16 protein-coding genes and 1 tRNA gene are annotated in these 19,555 nt (G+C 39.7%); 6 read left to right on the top strand and 11 right to left on the bottom strand.

Annotated features, from left to right (window positions below):
* Window positions 1-309: 309 nt before the first annotated feature.
* Window positions 310-603, top strand: a complete 294-nt coding sequence (locus MMO38_RS07145; protein WP_241323085.1) for a type 1 fimbrial protein — start codon at window positions 310-312, stop codon at window positions 601-603.
* 154 nt (window positions 604-757) lie between these two features.
* On the opposite strand, the gene MMO38_RS07150 is transcribed toward MMO38_RS07145, so the two are convergent.
* On the bottom strand, window positions 758-1,078 hold the full coding sequence (locus tag MMO38_RS07150; protein WP_004670753.1) for a hypothetical protein: 321 nt from the start codon (window positions 1,076-1,078) through the stop codon (window positions 758-760).
* Between the two features lie 322 nt (window positions 1,079-1,400).
* Here MMO38_RS07150 and MMO38_RS07155 point away from each other — a divergent pair.
* The 3 genes from MMO38_RS07155 to MMO38_RS07165 all read left to right on the top strand — a co-directional run bounded on the left by MMO38_RS07155 (window position 1,401) and on the right by MMO38_RS07165 (window position 3,080).
* Window positions 1,401-1,477: transfer RNA gene (locus tag MMO38_RS07155), tRNA-Ile, on the top strand.
* A gap of 155 nt (window positions 1,478-1,632) precedes the next feature.
* Window positions 1,633-2,190 (top strand): 1-acyl-sn-glycerol-3-phosphate acyltransferase, encoded by a 558-nt coding sequence (locus MMO38_RS07160; protein WP_241323086.1) that lies wholly within the window; start codon window positions 1,633-1,635, stop codon window positions 2,188-2,190.
* Between the two features lie 140 nt (window positions 2,191-2,330).
* The gene (locus MMO38_RS07165; protein ID WP_241323087.1) at window positions 2,331-3,080 is read left to right on the top strand and encodes a YebC/PmpR family DNA-binding transcriptional regulator; all 750 of its coding nucleotides are present in this window, start codon (window positions 2,331-2,333) and stop codon (window positions 3,078-3,080) included.
* A 45-nt stretch (window positions 3,081-3,125) separates the two neighbouring features.
* On the opposite strand, the gene MMO38_RS07170 is transcribed toward MMO38_RS07165, so the two are convergent.
* The 5 genes from MMO38_RS07170 to MMO38_RS07190 all read right to left on the bottom strand — a co-directional run bounded on the left by MMO38_RS07170 (window position 3,126) and on the right by MMO38_RS07190 (window position 9,429).
* Complete coding sequence (locus MMO38_RS07170) at window positions 3,126-3,596, bottom strand: Lrp/AsnC family transcriptional regulator (RefSeq protein ID WP_004670748.1); 471 nt, start codon at window positions 3,594-3,596, stop codon at window positions 3,126-3,128.
* 341 nt (window positions 3,597-3,937) lie between these two features.
* Window positions 3,938-6,202 carry a bifunctional prephenate dehydrogenase/3-phosphoshikimate 1-carboxyvinyltransferase gene (locus MMO38_RS07175; protein ID WP_241323088.1) on the bottom strand — a complete coding sequence of 755 codons (2,265 nt, stop codon included), beginning with the start codon at window positions 6,200-6,202 and terminating at the stop codon, window positions 3,938-3,940.
* Between the two features lie 75 nt (window positions 6,203-6,277).
* Window positions 6,278-7,387, bottom strand: a complete 1,110-nt coding sequence (gene pheA / locus MMO38_RS07180; protein ID WP_004670744.1) for a prephenate dehydratase — start codon at window positions 7,385-7,387, stop codon at window positions 6,278-6,280.
* 215 nt (window positions 7,388-7,602) lie between these two features.
* Window positions 7,603-8,172: a GNAT family N-acetyltransferase gene (locus MMO38_RS07185; protein WP_004670743.1), complete on the bottom strand. Its 570-nt coding sequence runs from the start codon at window positions 8,170-8,172 to the stop codon at window positions 7,603-7,605.
* 111 nt (window positions 8,173-8,283) lie between these two features.
* Complete coding sequence (locus MMO38_RS07190) at window positions 8,284-9,429, bottom strand: acyl-CoA dehydrogenase family protein (protein ID WP_004670742.1); 1,146 nt, start codon at window positions 9,427-9,429, stop codon at window positions 8,284-8,286.
* Window positions 9,430-9,676: 247 nt separating this feature from the next.
* Between MMO38_RS07190 and MMO38_RS07195 the strand changes: the two genes are divergently transcribed.
* Complete coding sequence (locus tag MMO38_RS07195) at window positions 9,677-10,675, top strand: glycosyl transferase family protein (protein ID WP_241323089.1); 999 nt, start codon at window positions 9,677-9,679, stop codon at window positions 10,673-10,675.
* A 67-nt stretch (window positions 10,676-10,742) separates the two neighbouring features.
* On the opposite strand, the gene MMO38_RS07200 is transcribed toward MMO38_RS07195, so the two are convergent.
* The 5 genes from MMO38_RS07200 to MMO38_RS07220 form a co-directional block, all read right to left on the bottom strand.
* Window positions 10,743-11,636 (bottom strand): hypothetical protein, encoded by an 894-nt coding sequence (locus MMO38_RS07200; RefSeq protein ID WP_004670740.1) that lies wholly within the window; start codon window positions 11,634-11,636, stop codon window positions 10,743-10,745.
* On the bottom strand, window positions 11,620-12,726 hold the full coding sequence (locus tag MMO38_RS07205; protein WP_241323090.1) for a hypothetical protein: 1,107 nt from the start codon (window positions 12,724-12,726) through the stop codon (window positions 11,620-11,622). The genes MMO38_RS07200 and MMO38_RS07205 overlap by 17 nt, the downstream gene beginning before the upstream one ends.
* 3 nt (window positions 12,727-12,729) lie before the next feature.
* A complete protein-coding gene (locus MMO38_RS07210) occupies window positions 12,730-15,498 on the bottom strand; it encodes a type VI secretion system Vgr family protein (RefSeq protein ID WP_241323091.1) in 2,769 nt (922 codons plus the stop codon).
* Window positions 15,499-15,741: 243 nt separating this feature from the next.
* The gene (locus MMO38_RS07215) at window positions 15,742-16,014 is read right to left on the bottom strand and encodes a DUF1315 family protein (protein WP_004670737.1); all 273 of its coding nucleotides are present in this window, start codon (window positions 16,012-16,014) and stop codon (window positions 15,742-15,744) included.
* Window positions 16,011-16,919 (bottom strand): NAD(+) kinase, encoded by a 909-nt coding sequence (locus MMO38_RS07220; protein ID WP_004670736.1) that lies wholly within the window; start codon window positions 16,917-16,919, stop codon window positions 16,011-16,013. The genes MMO38_RS07215 and MMO38_RS07220 overlap by 4 nt, the downstream gene beginning before the upstream one ends.
* Window positions 16,920-17,151: 232 nt before the next feature.
* Between MMO38_RS07220 and mrcB the strand changes: the two genes are divergently transcribed.
* Window positions 17,152-19,551 (top strand): penicillin-binding protein 1B, encoded by a 2,400-nt coding sequence (gene mrcB, locus MMO38_RS07225; protein WP_241323092.1) that lies wholly within the window; start codon window positions 17,152-17,154, stop codon window positions 19,549-19,551.
* Window positions 19,552-19,555: the final 4 nt, after the last annotated feature.

A 19,555-nucleotide genomic window follows, 5' to 3' on the forward strand; every position in this document is an offset into this window, starting at 1 on the left:
AACATGGTGGCTGAAGGCATAGGTTGTGTGGTAACTCCCTAATGGTTTTCAGCCACCTTTTTTTCAAGCTAATTTCTTATCCGCGATTCAGGTTATTAAAATCCCTTATAAATCCAAAATTCACAATAAAAATAAAATTCGTGATGTAGTTGTCACAAACAAAAAGTAGACAAAACCCTCAATAAAAAGATAAAACCAAAACCACATCACATTTAAAAAATTAATTTAATCAATATTTTATTTCGATATTGCCTTCATAATAATTTCCATGTTAATTAATAATATATACATAGATAAAAGGAAATAATTATGTATAAAAAAACATATAAACTATTATTAGCACTCTCATTAATATCAATTTCGACGATCAGTTTTGCAACGGGAACCATTCAAATCAATGGAAATATTGTTGAGGATACTTGTACAACCCATCACCACAACCCTGATTGTGAGAGAATTAACGATTTATTTAAGAAAATAAATAACCAATCAACATCTTTAGAAGATTTAAATAATCAATCACAGAAAAACAGTATAACTGAAATCAAAGTAGAGCCCCTACCCGATGAAAGGAGTGCAGTGATTATCGCGAGTTATTACTAAAGCAGAGGTTTAAATCATTATTTAAAATTGACATGTGCTATTAAAAATAACATTTTAGCTTAATTTAATAGCACATCAATCAAATCACTCATACTTTAGTTTGTAATAATATCTTGATTATTCAAAATAAAGATTTTATTAGCAATAAAATTGACTAATCAAAATCAAAACCGACCAAATGAGATTTTTCCCAGTGTTCATTCATCCGTTCTGAAATTTTTACTTTTGATAAGTCCTCTTCTACATAAAACAACCGAGTTTCTTTATCTTTCTTTAGCAACATTAAATGGTAATTGATCAGGTTCTTCTTCATGGTCAAAGTGAAATCCCTATTTGAATGATCAACTAAATCCTGCTCTGCTTTCCTCACATCATCGTGCTGAATTACCCAATTGAGCTGTACAGGGTCACTCAACTCTACTGGAACTACTAGTACCTCTCCGTCCTTAAACCCACCTAGATACGCTATTTTCATATTCTTCTCATTTTATTTGTTGTTCATGTATTTATTAAATCACAAAACCATTCAACCGCAAATCAAAGATGGATAAGCATTGAACCATCCTGACCTAATCGCATCCATATCCCAAGATAAAATGAAGTTTGGATGGCTTGAAAATGATCAAAACTGCACAATATTGTCTTTACTCAACACATGAACATCAGATAGAATCAGCTCAGTTTTGATTTTACACACTATTTTTAGTGATTTGATAAAATCATCTGCTTGTAATTTAAGTTAAATTTGACTAAGATCAGGCAACAATAAATCATACCAAATATGATTTAATCTTATAGGGCCTATAGCTCAGTTGGTTAGAGCAGCGGACTCATAATCCGTTGGTCCCGTGTTCGAGTCACGGTGGGCCCACCAAATATTAAACCTTCTAAACTATACGTTTAGAGGGTTTTTCTACTTTATCACTATACTGTTATTGGATTTCGTTAGCCAATTACATCAACAAATCCTAAATATTCGGATATATATTTTCCTCAAAACTCATATTACACTGCTGACACGAAATTGTAATGATGATAACCATGAGAAAAATTTTAGGAAAATCCATCTTTAAAGCAACAGGTTGGCAATACAATGTTGATCCAACAATTTTAGAAAAGAAGCAGGTCATCATTGGATTTGAGCACTCGTCTAATCTAGATACCATCTTATCTCTTGCGTTGTTTGAGATTTTAGAACTAAAAATTCATACTTTAATCAAAAAAGAACTATTCAAAGGTCCTTTAAAACCAGTCTTGAAACGCCTCGGTGGAATTGCTGTTGATCGTAAAGCCAGCAAAGATATCGTGACGCAAATGGTTGATCTTTTTAACCAGAACGACAGCTTCAACCTTGTGATCGCACCTGAAGCCACACGTGTTAAAAGTAGTCAAGAACGTAAACCTATTCGTACAGGTTTTTGGCATATCGCCAAAGCAGCCAATGTACCGATTATTTTGATGTACGCCAACCCACGTACAAAGCAAGGTGGAATCCTAGGTAAAATTTATCCAGCCGATCTACAACAAGACTTAGAACAAATTAAAGCACTTTATGCTGAATATGGAATAGACGTAAAAATTAACTAAGTAATCGCCCTTATTTGATCAATCTTTGAAGGTTGAGCAAGATTTTAGATTTGAATATAGGGCCCGATAGTTTTCAACGAAACCATGGCTATGCTAATATTCAGTCACTTTTTGAGTTTTAATTTTTTGGAGTTACTTCCATGGCGGGTCATTCAAAATGGGCCAATATTAAGCATCGTAAAGCCAAACAAGATGCAAGTCGCGGCAAGGTTTTTACCAAATACATCCGTGAAATCGTAACCGCTGCGAGATTAGGCGGTCCAGATGCGGCAAGCAACCCCCGTCTGCGCGCTGTAGTTGAGAAAGCACTTTCGGTGAATATGACACGTGACACCATCAACCGTGCGATTCAACGCGGTGCTGGTGGTGACGATAATGATGATTTAAAAGAAGTGACCTATGAAGGTTATGGTGTAGGTGGCGTTGCTGTAATCGTAGAAACGATGACCGATAACTTAAACCGTACCGTGCCAGATGTCCGTCACTGCTTCTCTAAAACAAACGGTAACTTAGGTACTTCTGGTTCCGTTGCTTACATGTTTACTAAACGCGGCGAAATTACTTTTGAAGATGTTTCTTTAGAAGACCAAATTATGGATGCAGCATTAGAAGCAGGTGCCGAAGACATCGAGGTTTCTGAAGATGAAATCTTAGTCATCACAACACCAGAAAGTTTCGGTGACGTGCAAGATGCGTTAAGTGCTGCTGGCTTAAAGTCGGATAATGCAGAAGTTGTGATGAGCCCATCAACCAAAGCAGAAATTACAGACATTGAGCAAGCTAAGCTCATCATGAAAATGATTGATATGTTTGAAGATTTAGACGACGTTCAAAACGTTTATACCAATGTTGAATTCTCTGATGAAGTATTAGCTCAGCTAGATACTTAATCATTAGAGAATCAGAAAAAAATGCATCTTTTTAGATGCATTTTTTTATAGCTTATTTAAAAGTTTATAACAGTTAAATACGTTGTATTCTTTGATCACAAAACTTGAATGTAAAGCAACTACACTATCAATCTTGCCAATACGCCGTAACAAAATTTCACTGTAGTCATCCATATTACGTGCAACAAGCTCTAAAATAAAATCAGCACTCTGTCCCGTGACCAAAAAAGCATTCGTCACTTCTGGGATGTCTTCAATTTCGGCTAAGAACTTATCAAAAGTTTCGCTGTCATGTTTACTCAATGAGACCTGTAAAAGAATATGCAAGCTAAAGCCTAATTTATTGAAGTTAATTTCTCGTTTAAGCTGCCCCATTACTTTTGATTCAATCAAGTTTTTTATACGGCGATGGACAGAACTTACCGATAGATTGATGCGTTCTGACAATTCATTCAGATTTACATCTTCATGTGTCAAAACTTCAAGAATTTGTTTATCAAAACGATCAAGTTCCATTTCACTATCCTTTTTATATCTCGAAATATAGGAAAATACAGCGCTCCTATCATTATTCCTGTCTTTTTATTCTTTGCAAAGAACATTTGGTAAAATTTTCTAATCATTTCTATATTTAATATTTTTCTTATTGAAAAACACTCCTATCATTCAATAATTTCTCACTTTGGCTATTTTTATCGATATTTTTTCAATCGAGATCTTGTCGTTAAATACTTATTTTCAAGCGGAGTTTTATGCAGTGATATTTACAAGCTAAACAATAAAAAAGAAAAACCGAGCTAATTGTTTAACTCGGTTTTAGTTCAAATGTGATCACTGTTAGCGTTAAGCAAAATGTATTATGGATTCACAACTTGTAAATCCAAACCCGCTGTATTTGCAAGTTCAGTAAAGGTTGGGAAACTTGTTGCAACCGTTTCTGTACCCAGAATGGTAATCTCGCCTGAAGTACGTAAACCAGCAATACTAAAGCTCATGGCAATACGATGATCATGATGTGATTCTATTTCACCACCTGTAAAGATTGCTGACCAATCACCTGACTTACCTTTACCTTCGATAATGATGCCATCTTCAGTTGGGGTGCAATCAATCCCCATGATTTTCAAACCATCTGCCATCACTTGGATACGGTCGGATTCTTTAACACGAAGTTCTGCCGCACCAGTAAGAACGGTTTGCCCTTCTGCACATGCAGCAGCAATAAATAACGCTGGGAATTCATCAATTGCTAAAGGCACTTGATCTTCAGGCATGTGAATACCTTTTAATGTTCTCGATCCTTTGATATGAATATCCGCAATCGGCTCACCACCAGCGATACGTTCATTTTCAACGCTGATATCTGCACCCATTTGCTTAAGGATTTCAATTACACCCGTACGTGTTGGATTGATCCCCACGGCTTCTAGGACAACATCTGCATTTTCAGTAATTGCAGCACCGACCATAAAGAACGCAGCCGAGGAAATATCTGAAGGTACTTGAATATCCGTACCCACTAATTTACCGCCACCAACGAGGGAAATTTTATTGCCCTCTGTTTTCACATCATAGCCAAAGGCACGTAGCATACGTTCGGTATGATCACGAGTAGGTTCAGGTTCAGTCACAGAAGTTTCACCTTCTGCCCATAAGCCAGCCAATAAAATCCCTGATTTCACCTGAGCAGAAGCCATCGGTAAGTTGTACTGAATGCCTTTTAACGCTTGGCTACCCGAAATACTGACTGGCGGTGTACCTTTCTCACCTGTGGTTTGGATTTGCGCACCCATTTCACGAAGTGGCTTGGCAATACGTTCCATCGGACGTTTAGACAACGATGCATCGCCCGTCATCACCGAATCAAATTTTTGCGCTGAAAGCATACCTGACAATAAACGCATACTGGTACCCGAATTACCCATATACAATGCGCTTGCCGGTGCTTTTAGACCGTGCATACCGACCCCATGAATAGTGACTTCACCATTCTTAGGACCTTCAATGCTAACTCCCATGTCACGGAACGCTTGAAGAGTCGCTAATGCATCCTCACCTTCCAAGAAGCCTGTAACGTGCGTTGTGCCTTCGGCAATAGCGCCAAACATAATAGAGCGATGTGACACAGATTTGTCACCCGGTACAGTGAATTTACCTGAGAATGTTTTCTTTCCCGGTAAAATGCTAAATTGCTGTGTCACCTTATTTTTCTCCATCAAAGGTTTGTTGGCTAACATATGGTTGAAGTGTTGACGAGCGGCTTGGGCATGGCCAAGTAAACCCATCAACGCTTGAGAATCTTCCTGTTCGATCAATTTTTTCAAAACTGACAATTGCTGTTCAAAACCATCAACAGCATTCAAAATTGCAGTTTTATTGGCAAAGAAAATGTCATGCCACATCTGCGGATCACTGGCTGCAATCCGTGAGAAGTCTCTAAAACCGCCCGCAGCATAACGGAAAATATCTAAATTATCTTCACGATTCGCCAGTTGTTCCACCAAATTGAATGCCATCAAATGTGGTAAATGACTGGTATGAGCCAACACTTCATCATGCTTGGTCACATCCATACAAATCACTTCTGCTTTCGCCGCTGACCAGAGCTGAATCAGTTTCTCAACTGCCAAATCCGCACTACTTGGAAGTGGCGTCAAAATCACTTTATGATTTGCGAATAAATCAACTTTGCCCGCATGTACACCCGTATGTTCTGCGCCTGCAATCGGATGCCCCGGTACAAATCCAGCTGGTAGATTTTCACCAAAAACTGCTTTTGCAGCATCAACCACATTACCCTTGGTGCTGCCAACGTCTGTGATGATGACATTTTCCGCAAGAAAAGGCTTGATCTGCTCAAGGACTTTCTGTGTTGCCCGCACAGGAAGTGCGAGCACAATTAAATCTGCCCCCTGAACTGCTTCCTCAGGATTTTCATAACCGTGTTGAATCAAACCCAATGCGAGTGCGTCAGCTAATGTTTTTTTTGAGCGTGTTGAAGCCACAATTTGAGCTGCAAGTTGTTCTGCCACAATCACACGCGCAAGACTAGAACCGATCAGCCCAAGCCCAATAAAAGCGACTTTTTTAAACAATACTTTAGAAATAGGTGGTTGAGACATAAAAGATGTTTGCCCAATAAGACGATTTTGATATGGATAGATGTATAAACCATCTATCCACACGATCAAACAGAATTATAAAACAGCGATTGGATAAGAACCGAGTACACGCAACTCTTTCACCATCGGACGAATTTCATCGAGTGCAGCAGCGACATTTTCCTGATCAATATGACCTTCTAAATCAATAAAGAACACATAAGCCCATTTTTCAGGCAGTGCTGGTCGCGTTTCGATACTGGTCAAGCTGATCTGATGCTTTGCAAATGGTGCAAGTATTTCTAATAGAGCACCTGCACGGTCATGTGCTGAAATCAACAAAGAGGTCTTATCATTGCCACTTTGAGGAATTTTCTCACGACCGATCACTAGGAAACGCGTTGTATTTTCAGGATTATCTTCAATATTGCTGTGCAAAATCTCAAGATTGTACATGCTTGCTGCGATATCAGACGCAATGGCAGCCGAGTGCCACTCATTGCGGATACGACGTGCCGCTTCTGCATTTGAGTTTAAGGCTACACGCTCTACACCAGGATAATGTGCATCTAACCATTTACGACATTGCGCCAAGGTTTGTTGATGTGCATAAATCTGTTTAATACTGTCTTTACGGGTATTTTCAGAAACAAGAAATTGATGATGAATACGCAGTTCAACTTCACCGATCACATTTAAAGTCGATGCCTTAAAGCAATCAAGGGTATGGTTCACGATCCCTTCCGATGAGTTCTCAACAGGAACAACACCATAATGTGCACTGCCCGCTTCAACTTCACGGAACACTTCATCAATGGTCGGCAAAGGGCGCACAATTGCATCTTGGCCAAAGTGTTTAAGTACGGCTGATTGTGTGAATGTACCTTCAGGCCCTAAGAATGCAATACTTTGCGGTGCTTCGAGCGCTAAGCAAGCAGACATGATTTCACGAAACAACCGTGCCATGGTTGCATCAGATAAAGGGCCTTGATTGCGTTCCATTACTTTACGTAAGACCTGAGCTTCACGTTCTGGACGATAAAACAAAGGATTATCTTCGGCTGCAAACTTCGCTTTAGCGACAGTTTCTGCCAGCGTAGCGCGACGATTGAGTAACTCTTGGATTTGTTGATCAACACTATCAATATCGTTACGAATTTGTTCTAAATTGAGTGAAGTCGATGTGTTTTGTCCATCGTTTACCATTGAATGCAGCCTCAGCAAAATCATCTATAAGAATGGATTACAATTCATCAATGAATTGTTCAATTCAGCTAGTATAACAAGACTTTCACACATTAAACACGCTGAGTTTTAACTCTTTTACGATGGGATCAATATTCAAAAAAAAAGTCAATACAATCTAAACCCACCAAAAACAACAAAACAATCCTGTGATTTATATCTAAGAAAAATAAGAATTATTCCGTTAGGATCGTATAGATACATAAATGGCGCAGAGACCGATCAACTGGGTTTCTAAGCGCATTTCGCATGATCCTTTCCAATTGGAAACCAAGGCGCTCATATAACTTTCTCGCATCTTGATTTTCTTGATCAACAAGAGCCTCTATACGTTTAAAATTATAATGCACCTGTAAGGCCTCAAGTAAGCGTTGTATCGCCTGCTTCATCAAACCTTGTTTATTGAATACAATGTTTCCCCAAAAACCAATTTCTAGTCTAGGTATCTCCCAACAGATATTATGCAACCCAACCAGACCAATTAACCGTTCTGTTTTCTTATGTCGAATAACAAACACGACATCCTTATTTTTTGATAGGTTATCTTGCACGGTCTGACAATATAATTTCGTATTTTCTAAACTTTGTTTATTTAATACCCAAGGAATTGTTGCGGGATACTTCTGCAAATGAGCTAGAGAATCTATGATCGCCTCATATACATCGTTAGCATCTTCTTCACACAATACATGTAAATAAAACTCTTCATTTGCGAGTGCCGAAATAAACTCCTGATTTTGAAACAAGTTTATCCCCCATAAAATGATATTTTTAAATATAAAAAAGTTGAATCAGATTAACTGATTCAACTCAATTTACACGTTTAAATCGCTATTCAAACGTTATCCATTCTTAAATTAAGCTTTACCAATTAACCCACGCGCCACGATTTCTTTCATGATCTCATTGGTACCACCATAGATACGCTGGATACGAGCATCTGTGAAGAAACGTGAAATTGGATATTCGCTCATATAACCATAACCACCAAATAGTTGAAGTAGGTTATCAGCAACTTTCATTTGCATGTCTGTACTAAAACTCTTGAGTGCAGCCGCAGTTTCGACATCCAACTTACCTTCGTTATATAAAGCCACATTCTGATTGTAGAATGCTGCTGTCGCTAACTCATCAATTTTGGCTTGAGCCAATACAAAACGCGTGTTTTGGAACTGAGCAATAGCCTGACCGAACGCTTGACGCTCTTTCACATAAGCAGTTGCTAGATCTATCGCACCACGAATCGCACCCAATGCTGTAGAAGCAATCGCTGTACGCTCACGCGGCAACTCTTGCATCAAGTACGCAAAGCCTGAACCTGCATTACCTAATAATTGATCTTTAGGCACTTTGACATTGTCAAAGAACAATTCAGAAGTATCTTGCGAATGTAAGCCGATTTTGTCTAGGTTTGTGCCTTTCTTAAAACCCTCCAAATGTGTATCGACGAGCATTAAAGAGACACCTTTAGCACGCGCTTGAGGATCAGTTTTTACTGCAAGCACGACTACATCGGCATGCTGACCATTGGAAATAAATGTTTTAGAACCATTTAATAGATAATGATCATCTTGCAAAATCGCGCTAGTACGCATTGCTTGTAAGTCTGAACCAGCACCCGGTTCAGTCATACCAATTGCACCAACCACTTCTCCTGATACCATTTTTGGTAGCCAATACTGCTTTTGTTCTTCAGTGCCAATATGTTGAATATAAGGTGCGGCGATTTCAGAATGACATGAAATACCTGTCGATAATGCACAATATCCCGCACGAGCAGACTCTTCAACCAACATCAGTGAATAATGTGTTGGAACACCATAACCACCATATTCTTCTGGTACATCTACACAGAGGAAGCCATTTTCACCCAATAATGTCCAAACCGAACGTGGCATAAGTCCTTCACGTTCCCATTGTTCATAATGAGGTGCAATATGCTCACTCATAAAACGTTTAAAGTTATCGCGGAAGAGTTCCAAATCTGCATCGTAAGCTAACATCATTATTTCCTTTCGATTTCATTTTTCTTAAAAAATTACTCCGCAGCCATGCTAATGATTTTTAAGCGTACTGTCATGTTCCTTTTACATCAAATCACAAGACTCATTCGGTCAATTATTTTATTTGCAATCATGTAAATTGAAGCACAATTGCTTAATGATTAAGCAGCCCAACTTATTTTTTTCGCTAAACACTCCACTTTTATGTCATATTAATTTTACTCCTAGCGATGACTTCAATCTGACCATGAATACAAAACGAAATATCTATAAAACTTCAGAGCATCCTTTCGCACAGTATGTTCGTATCTTGGGTAAAGGAAAAACAGGGTCTCGCTCACTCAGCTATGAAGAAGCTTATCAAGCTTTTAGCATGATCTTGAAAGGTGAAGTCCTTGATGTTCAACTCGGTGCATTTTTGATGCTATTACGCGTCAAAGAAGAATCTGTCGATGAACTTGCTGGTTTTGTACAAGCAACCCGCGATCAACTCAATTTTCAGCCCCTTGAAGCGGATTTGGATTGGTCATCCTATGCAGGTAAACGTAAACATTATCCGTGGTTTTTATTAGCGGCTCTAACTTTGGCTCATCATGGTTATAAAATCGTAATGCATGGTGCATCGGGCCATACGATTAACCGTGTTTATACCGAACAAGTTTTACAGTACTTAGGCTATTCTATTTGCCAAAATGAACAAGATGTTAAAGAACAATTAGAAACTCATAATTTTGCTTACCTCCCCCTTGAAACAATTTCACCTATTTTAAGCGAACTGATTTCACTGAGAAATGTAATGGGTTTGCGCTCTCCAATTCATACGCTTGCACGTTTAATTAATCCATTTAATGCCAAGGCAACTTTACAAGCCATCTTCCATCCTGCTTATCGTACTTCTCATCAACAAACCGCTTTTCGTTTAGGTTATCAAAATAGCACGGTGATCAAAGGCGAAGGTGGTGAGTTTGAACGCAATCCTGATGCTAAAACCCTAATTTGTGGAATAAAAAATGGCGAACTTTATGAGCATGAGTTACCAAAACTAACGCCTGACCGCAGCCCAATTGAAGAAGAGCTTGATCTTGCGGTATTTAAAGCTGTTTGGCTGGGCGAACAAACCCATGAATATGGGGAAATGGCTATCATAGAAACCATGGGAATTGCACTTTATACCATGGGCGTATTCAATAACCACGATGAGGCGATGGCAAAAGCAAAACAGCTTTGGGATAGTCGTTTAAATTAAAATGAGTGAAGCGATTTCTCAGTGAAATCGCTTCTTTATTGATTAAATCTAATCAACGACAAGATGACTACTTCACATAAGGCCAAACATCTGGGTCTTTATAGCTTTCATCTATTCTATAACCTTCTGTTTTCAACTTTTTCTCTTCATATAATCGAGCTTGTTTATTTCTTTCAAGCATCTTTTTAAATGCTTCCTCTATCTCATTCGCATCCATCTTATAAGAACCAGTTATACTATTACGCTCATCATATCGAATTGTCTGAAAACTATATCTAAGCATATACTGTTCTTGTTTTTTTTCATTAATTGAGGTTCGATCTAAAGTAAAAGTTAATAAAACACCATTAACATAAAGTCGATAGCCAAATGATTCTGTTGGGATTTCATTAAAAATGTATTGCCATTCCTTAAAACTCAAAATATAGTTTGGGTCAACTACCTCTTTTCTATCCAAAATGTATTTTATATTATCTTCTTTAGCAATCCTCCCACTAAAACGATAAAAATATTGTTTCCAACCTGCCTTATTAATTCTCTGCATTAACTCTACATAAGCAGCATATGCTTGTTCTGGCTCTACAAATTCTTCTTGGGTTAGGCCAGCATTGACTACAATACTTTTAATTCCTTTTATATTCGGATCATTTGCCAATTGGGCTCCCATAACTGAAAATACATGCTCTAATTCTAGGCTGTTGACACCATGCTCAATTCTGACTTTACCCAAATTTGGCGGATTCCAATCCAAATCCATGAAATTCATACCTGCAGGTTGTTGATCAACCTTTCCATCAGTATATGTCATGAAATCTTGTACACCTTGCGGACCTAAATGCAAATTAACAGTTTTTTGATTATTCATATATTGATTCTCTTGAGCTTTAGAGTGAGGCTGACAGGCACTTAATACCCATCCAAATAGAAACACACAAATCAGTTGCTTATATTTTTCCATCATTACTGTCTCTCCCTACATTAAAGTCAGCCGAACTTCCTCCCCAACCAGATATTATTAGTAATTCTTGTTCTAAAAAGGCTCTACCCAATTCATGTCGCATTAAATCATGATATTTCTCCGCCGCTTTATTAATCCATTTCATTCGACTGTCATAGTCTTCTACTTTGGTTCCTTCTAAAGGAGTACTATAAGGTTCCTCAGGTAAACTGGCTAACTGCTCTGCATTTTCCCCTCTATATTTTCCTGACCTGTCAGGTTTAACTGCTCTAACACTATAATCACTTGATAATACTAAAGTACTATCTGGGGTTTTAGTAATACGTTGTATCCCAGCCATTGTTTGAACTTGACTATCTTTCCAAACGATCTCTTGTAAAATGTTATATTGCTCTTGTACTGCGATTGCCATTAAATGTTTGAATAAGGGTCCTTCCGCCCGTTTAAATTTATCTTGCCTAGCCCCGCCCTGTTTAAAAACTCTTTCTATTTCTTGCAAAAAAACAAAAGCCTTGTTGATTTCCGAAGTTACGGACAAATTCTTGATTTGAGGAAGGCAACTTGACCAAGGTAAATTCATCACCTCATTCTTAATATGTGTAAAGTTAGAAACATCTCGTTGTGTTTTACATTGGTTAAATGAAACAGGTGAAGCACTCCATGCATAATGCCATGGTGCAATATCCATAAATAACCATAGATTTCCTTTTGCAAAAGCATGTACTGGATTACGAATTTTGTCCGATGGAATCCAATATCCATACCGTGTTAATCCGTGCTTAAAAACAGCAGCAACTGTTTTTGAAGCAAAAGCGCCTAATCCCATCCAGTAATAACGCCCTTTCAATAAACGATTGCCTGAAACTTCAGTCTCCAAATAAATCTTGGCATAAACAGAAGCTATTCGACGAGCCCGGGCTTCATAACCAGGTTCTAATCTATAAGTATTAGTATTTCGATCTTGCAGATTGGATAATCTGATAATCGATTGCTGTTGATAAACCTCCCAAAAAGTAATGCAATCACACTGCACCGAGGTACAACTATTTTCACTTGTGTTGGTATTACTCTGCCACGCTAAAGTCCCAGTCACACTCTACTCCTGATCTTCTGTCGTGTCGGGATCGACTTGTAAATTTATCCAGTTTAAATCTAATTTAAGCTCTTTTTCTTGCGGTGAATGAATACGTTTGGTCCATCCTTTTTTATTCGTTAGAGCCATAAAAGAGTCATCACCTGAAGTGAGTTTGTAATCAATTTCCTTGAAAGGTTCACCTGAAGGCAATTTCAGTGAAAACTGCTCATCAAAGATCTCTAAAGCTGGTAAACCTTTAATATTTACGCCCGCAGCTTGTCCACCCATAAACAAATGCTGCCCAGCTTTCACCTCAAACTTGCCACCTGTAGTTGGAAATATCCCTGAATCATTCAGCTTAAGCTCTGAACTATCCGCTTTAAATACAATCTCCTTTGGACTAGTGATATAGATGGCATCTTCAGTCGAAATGATTTGTATATCTTTACGGGCAATGAAGTCAGCCCCATCACCTTGTGCCTGTAGCTCAAACTTGCCTTTTGCTGCAACTTGTTTAATCCCGCCTTGTGCTGCAAATAAGCTGATCTTTTGACTGGCTTGGGCGATTAAATTCTTTTGTGTAGTTAGGTTAATGCTATCGCCTGCAAATTGGTTCAGTTGTCCATCTGCGGAAAGGTGTATGTCTTCTGCTGTACTCAATCCAATCCCATTCGGAGAACTTAATAAAAGTACAGCCTCATTAAAACGTGCAATATCTTGCTGTATCTGTTCAAAGAATTCTTTTAAATTCCCCATCGATTCCAGCTCATCGGTTTGTTGGTTCTTCGCCACTTCACTCAGGGCTTTGGCGTTGCTTTGGTTGCCTTCTAGTTGTTGTTTGGCTGTTTGTGCTTCGAGATGTTCGCCTTGTGCCTGTTGTTGAGCATGGGTGGTGATCAGTAAGCCTTCGCCTGCTCGAATCGCTCCCCATTGGTCAGTGCGGAGTTCAAAACCTTCGCCTCGGTCCTCGCTTTCTGCTTGAGCTTTGGGATGACTCAGTTTACCGAGATTGAGTTGACTTGCCGCATGGCTGCTTTGTAGTTGTGCACTGATCTGTCCGGTGGTGTCGTCAAAGCGCAGTTGGTTGTAACCTGAGCCTTGGTATTCTTTGGACTTTATCCCTGCCAGTTTCTTGGTGTCTGGGAGTTGTCCTTGGTCATCGAATTTAGTCGGACTACGTTGTGCTTCGTGTAGTCGTCCTGTGACATAAGGTCGGTCGATGTTGCCGTCAAAGAAGTCGATGACGACGATTTCACCGATACGTGGCAGGAAGCGTGCCCCGTAGCCTTCGCCTGCCCATGGGGTCAGGACATCCACCCATGCTGAATCGGTATCGTTGTCGTTACTGCCTGCGCCGCCATCGTGTTGGTGGTCGTCATTTCGAGTGAACAGAAAGCGGACTTTGATTCTGCCCCATTCATCAACATGGATTTCTTCACCTGATGGTCCTACCACTTTGGCGCGTTGTGGATGGGCTGCTGGGCGGTGTTGTAGGGGTTGGTATTCGGGTACGGTTTTGATGCTGCGACGTTGTAGCGTCAGTTGGTTGGCTTGGCGTTCTGCTGAGTTGGTATTGTTATTTTGCCACTGACTTTGATCGATCAAGCTTTGGATTTGTTGGTTTAAGTCTTTGGGTAGGTTGTTTTGGTTGTAGTAGTTTTTAGCGATGATCAGAAATTCTTGGTCTGATCCGCTGTGTTGGTCGATCTCTGGGTGTTCGTTCAGTTTAAACCAGTAGCCCACTTGGCTATCGCGTACGGTGGTATGGGCAATAAATTGTTTGGCTTGGGCATCGTGGTAGTGGCTGAGGTTTTGGTTGAGTTTTTCAATTTGGTTGTTGCCTGATGCGGTTGCGCCATCTTCGCCTTTGAGGTCTTGCATCCATGCTGGGGTGAAGTGCCATGCGTCTTCGAGTCCCAAGCTGGCATTGTCGTGTTGTTCGCTATGCCGATGTTTGCTTTGTACACTGCCTGCCCCATCTTCTTGTTCTAAGGCATCGGCTTGCCAGCGTTGGATATGCACTGCGGTGGGTTGTAGAGAGCGTTCCGCAATGAGGCTGGTCATGCTGTCGTATTGTTCGGTGGCACTGCTGCGGTGGTAGCGGATGTTTCTTCGTGCAAGGGCTTGGTATTGGTTGTTGTCATCGATCAAGCGGAGTTTTTGGGCTTGGATCGGGCTATTGCTGTTGGCAACGTTGAGTTGGGCTTCGTCGATGAGCCAGTTGATACCTTCGCTTCTGAGCAGTCGTGTAATGAAATCATAGTCGCTTTCATTGGCTTGCATCACAAAGGGTCGGACATCGTAGTCTTGTGTCACGCCGCTGATATCAAGTGTAAGACTGGATGCGAATAAGGGGCTGCGTTGTTGCCATTCTTTAAAAAGGGTTTGAATAATATCCAACACGGTTTTATTCATAAACACGCGGCTGTTACGGCGTTTGTGCCACAGTGCAGTGGCATCTTGGAGTTTAAGTTTATATAGGGTCAGTGAACCGTCACTTTGTCCTTGCACAGCTTCGGTAATAATACCTGTGGTTCTAAATAAAGTGCCTGTGTCGGTCACTTGATCAACGGCGACCTGAGAGCCAATGAATTGTTTTAGTGGGATGGTGGCATTGGTTGATAAGCAAATCAGTTCCGCAGTTACGCCCTGATTAATGGCATGCTGACCTTGTATTTTTTGTAGAAACACTTCTGTGTTGAGCGCTTGATTGGCAAATTGAATATGAATGGCGCGTTTTTGGGCAGTTAAGCCAAGTTGTTCTAAAGCAAACTGAATCGTGTTAAGCATACTTTTTATTGAGTTCTTTTAAACTTGACGCGCATTTTACAGAAAAAATTAACCACATGCTCAGACGGTTTTGTCTATTTATGACAAATTTTGTCTCATTTTATTGCAGCTTTATGTTTTAGCCATTATTCATTGATACAGACGGTAAAGAAATTGTTCACAACCTCTAAATATCGTTAATAAGTTTAAAGAACAATAAAAAAATGCTCCTTAATATTTAGGAGCATTTTTTAGACAATCGGTTTACACAAATCGAATCGGTTTAAACTCAGGTTCATTTTTGTGATGGTCATCATCACATTCCTCGCCTTCTTCTTTTGTACCACGGTCGATATAACCACTACGCTGCTCTTCTGGAAGGTTTTCCATTTCCCACGCATAAACGGCTTGCATACAAATTTCGCGCTGCTCTTTGGTCAAAGCAATACCATTTGGCCATTTACCAATTTCAACGGCAGTTCTTAGACGCTCAACAATCTCAGGATTTAAAATAGCGAGCATTTGTTCAATATTCATGAGTCGTCCTGCTGAAAAGATTCAAAGTCTTGGTTCCACCCCAATTTGGTACGACATGCCATATAAAAGTCATAACCGGGCGGATGTAATAGGCTAAGTTTAAACGGATGTTTGCGAATATGCACACTATCCCCAACATTTAGTGCAACACTGTGTTGACCATCGGCGCTCACCATTGGTAAAACACGATTTTCTCGAATAACGATTTTAATCTCACTTTGCCCACCGACAACGATTGGACGAGAGGATAATGTATGCGGGTGCATCGGTACTAAAGCAATTGCATCCATACTCGGGTGTACAATTGGTCCGCCACCTGAAAGTGAATATGCAGTTGAACCTGTAGGGGTCGCAACAATTAAACCATCACTGTGCTGACGATAGACATATTGACCATCGATATTCAGCTCAAAATCAATCATGTGAACCGATTTGCCAGAATGCAAAACCACGTCATTTAATGCAATCGCATCATAAATCGTTTCACCGTTGGTACGAACTTCCATTTCCAGTAAAAAACGGCGATCTAATTGAAATTGACCTTGTAGAACTTGATCAAGTTTAAAAATCGCTTCAGCAGGTTTGATATCAGTTAAGAAGCCTAATCGACCACGGTTAATCCCAATGACTGGCGTATTATGTCGAACTAGTGCACGAGCAGCATGTAACAGCGACCCATCTCCACCCACTACGATCACTAAATCGACCACCTCACCAAGCAGGTTGCGGCTTACGGTCTGCCCATGGCTATAAGGTACAAGTTTAGATGTTTCCTGATCAAAAACAGGATTTAAACCCAAAGTGATCAAATGATCATGGATTAAACATAACGTTTCTACAACAGAATATTTATCTGGTCGCCCAATTAGACCAATATTTCGAAAGGATTTATGTGAAATTTGCACGAAAAATTTGGCTCCGCTGCGATTCCTGCCTATCATATCACTAACAATCAATGTTGCGTTGATGATTGATTAAAAAGTATAAAAATGTCTATTGCTTATTTTTATACGATGAATATCAATAGTTTCTGAATTTTTTTATTGCATGTTGCTATTTATTCACAGTTTTATGATTGCAAATTACTGATAAGCTATCGCATCATTACCCCCATTGTTTTGGTTTTAACGCAAATCTATGAAGTGTGAACGTGGTATTGGTTTTATAACACTAATTTTTTCAATTTTAGTGATTGGTATTTTTGTTGCCTTTAGCATCTATCTGATTCGATTGGATAGTATTATTCGCAATAAATTTGAAGGCCAGCGCTGGGACATCCCTGCTAAGGTTTTTGCTCGCCCATTAGAAATTTATGCGAATGCACCTATTACTCAAGAAAATTTCATCCAAGAATTGAAATTACTGGGTTATAAAAACACGTCAAACTATGAAAAATCAGGTAGCTATGTTACACAAGGCAACCAGATGTATGTGCATACCCGTGGTTTTGACTATGGTGACAGTACTGAACCTGAACAGGTACTAGAAATTGGTTTCTCAAGTGATCGTGTTGGAGATATCCGTTCGACTAAGCCCTCGAGTACAGGGATCGCTCGTTTAGAACCACTATTGATCGGCGGTATTTATCCGCAACACAATGAAGATCGCGTACTGATCAAATTAGATAAAGTACCAAAAACATTGATCGAAGCATTGATTTCGACGGAAGATCGTAACTTTTATAATCATCATGGTGTTTCTGTCAGAGGAACAGCACGTGCTCTGGTCAGTAATGCGACAGGAGGTCGACGCCAAGGTGGTTCGACTTTAACACAACAATTGGTGAAGAACTTTTATCTTTCCCCTGAAAAAACCCTTAAACGTAAAGTCAATGAAGCCCTGATGGCTTTATTAATTGAGTTTCACTACAGCAAAGATGAAATTCTTGAAACCTATCTGAATGAAGTAAATTTAGGTCAAAATGGCAATTATTCAATTAATGGCTATGGTCTCGCTTCACAATTTTATTTTGGCTTGCCATTACGTGAGCTTAATACTTCACAACAAGCGTTCTTGGTTGGTCTAGTACAAGGTCCATCGTTATATAATCCTTGGCGCAACCCTGAAAATGCAAAAAAACGTCGTGATGTCGTGTTAAATAACATGTTGGTCATGGGTTATCTAACAGAATCTGAATATCAAGACGAAATCGCCCGTCCTTTAAATGTAATTAGTAAACCTACGATTGGACCTGCAAAATTCCCTGATTTCCTTGATATTGTACGTCGCCAATTGCGAACAGAATATCAAGAAAGTGATATCACCAATCAAGGTTTAAGAATTTTCACGACCTTAGACCCGATTGCACAAACCAAAGTTCAAAACGTGTTTAAAAATTCGGTCGAGCGTTTAGCACAAAGAAACCCAGCACGTTTGAAGAATTTGCAAGGTGCTGTTTTAGTGGCACACCCTGAAAATGGTGAACTGATTGCAGCAGTGGGTTCAACACAGGATTTTACCGGTTTTAACCGAACACTTGATGCGAAACGTCAGGTGGGTTCACTCTTGAAACCCGTCATTTATCTCAATGCCATTGAATCTGGTCGCTATACTTGGGCGAGTCCGATTGAAGATACTGCGGTAAATATTCCAATTGATGGCGGTAAAGGTTGGTCACCAAAGAACTATAGTGGTAATGAAAATGGAATTGTGCCGATGCAACAAGCTTTGGCAAATTCGTATAACCTCTCTACCGTGCGCTTAGCAAATGAGTTTGGTCTATCGACATTTAGCAATAAGTTAAAGCAATTTGGTGTCAGCTCAGATATCCCAGCATATCCATCCATTTATTTGGGTGCAGTCAATATGTCACCGATGGAAGTGCTAGGCATTTATGGTAACTTTGCAACAGGTGGCTTTAAATATCCACCACGCTCTATCCGTACTGTGGTCGATGCGCAAGGACGTTTACTCGATCGTTATGGTTTAAATGTTCAACAAACCATCGACCCAGCCGCCGCGTATATTTTAAACTATGGTTTACAGCAAGTAATGCGCTCAGGTACAGGTAGATCGGCCTACAGTAGCTTACCTGAATCATTAAATCTTGCTGGCAAATCAGGTACCACAAACGATACCCGAGACTCTTGGTTTGCAGGTTATTCAGGCAATCATGTTGCGGTTGTATGGTTAGGTCTAGACGATAACAAAGTAACGGGCTTAACAGGTTCTTCAGGTGCATTGCCAGTTTGGACCAATGTCATGAAACAACTGCGCCAAGAACCTGTCAACTTGCGTCAAACTGACAATGTACAATGGCAATGGATTGATCGTACCAGTGGTGATTTATCTGCTCAAGGCTGTGAAGGTGCCATGTATATTCCACTGCTTCGTCAAACTGTACCACGCCGTGCAACACTATGCGGTCAATCGCATTACGAAGTTGAGCCGACCTATATGCCTCAAAATGATGGAACAACTGATGATGACAGCATCAGTAATTACATTCGTGAAACTGAAAACCAAATGGATACTGACTTATCCAATCACACCTCTACACGCGTTATTTCTAGCGGTAGTTATAACGGTGAGAACTAATCTA

The organism is Acinetobacter sp. NIPH 1852, from assembly GCF_022549455.1.
GTDB lineage: Bacteria > Pseudomonadota > Gammaproteobacteria > Pseudomonadales > Moraxellaceae > Acinetobacter.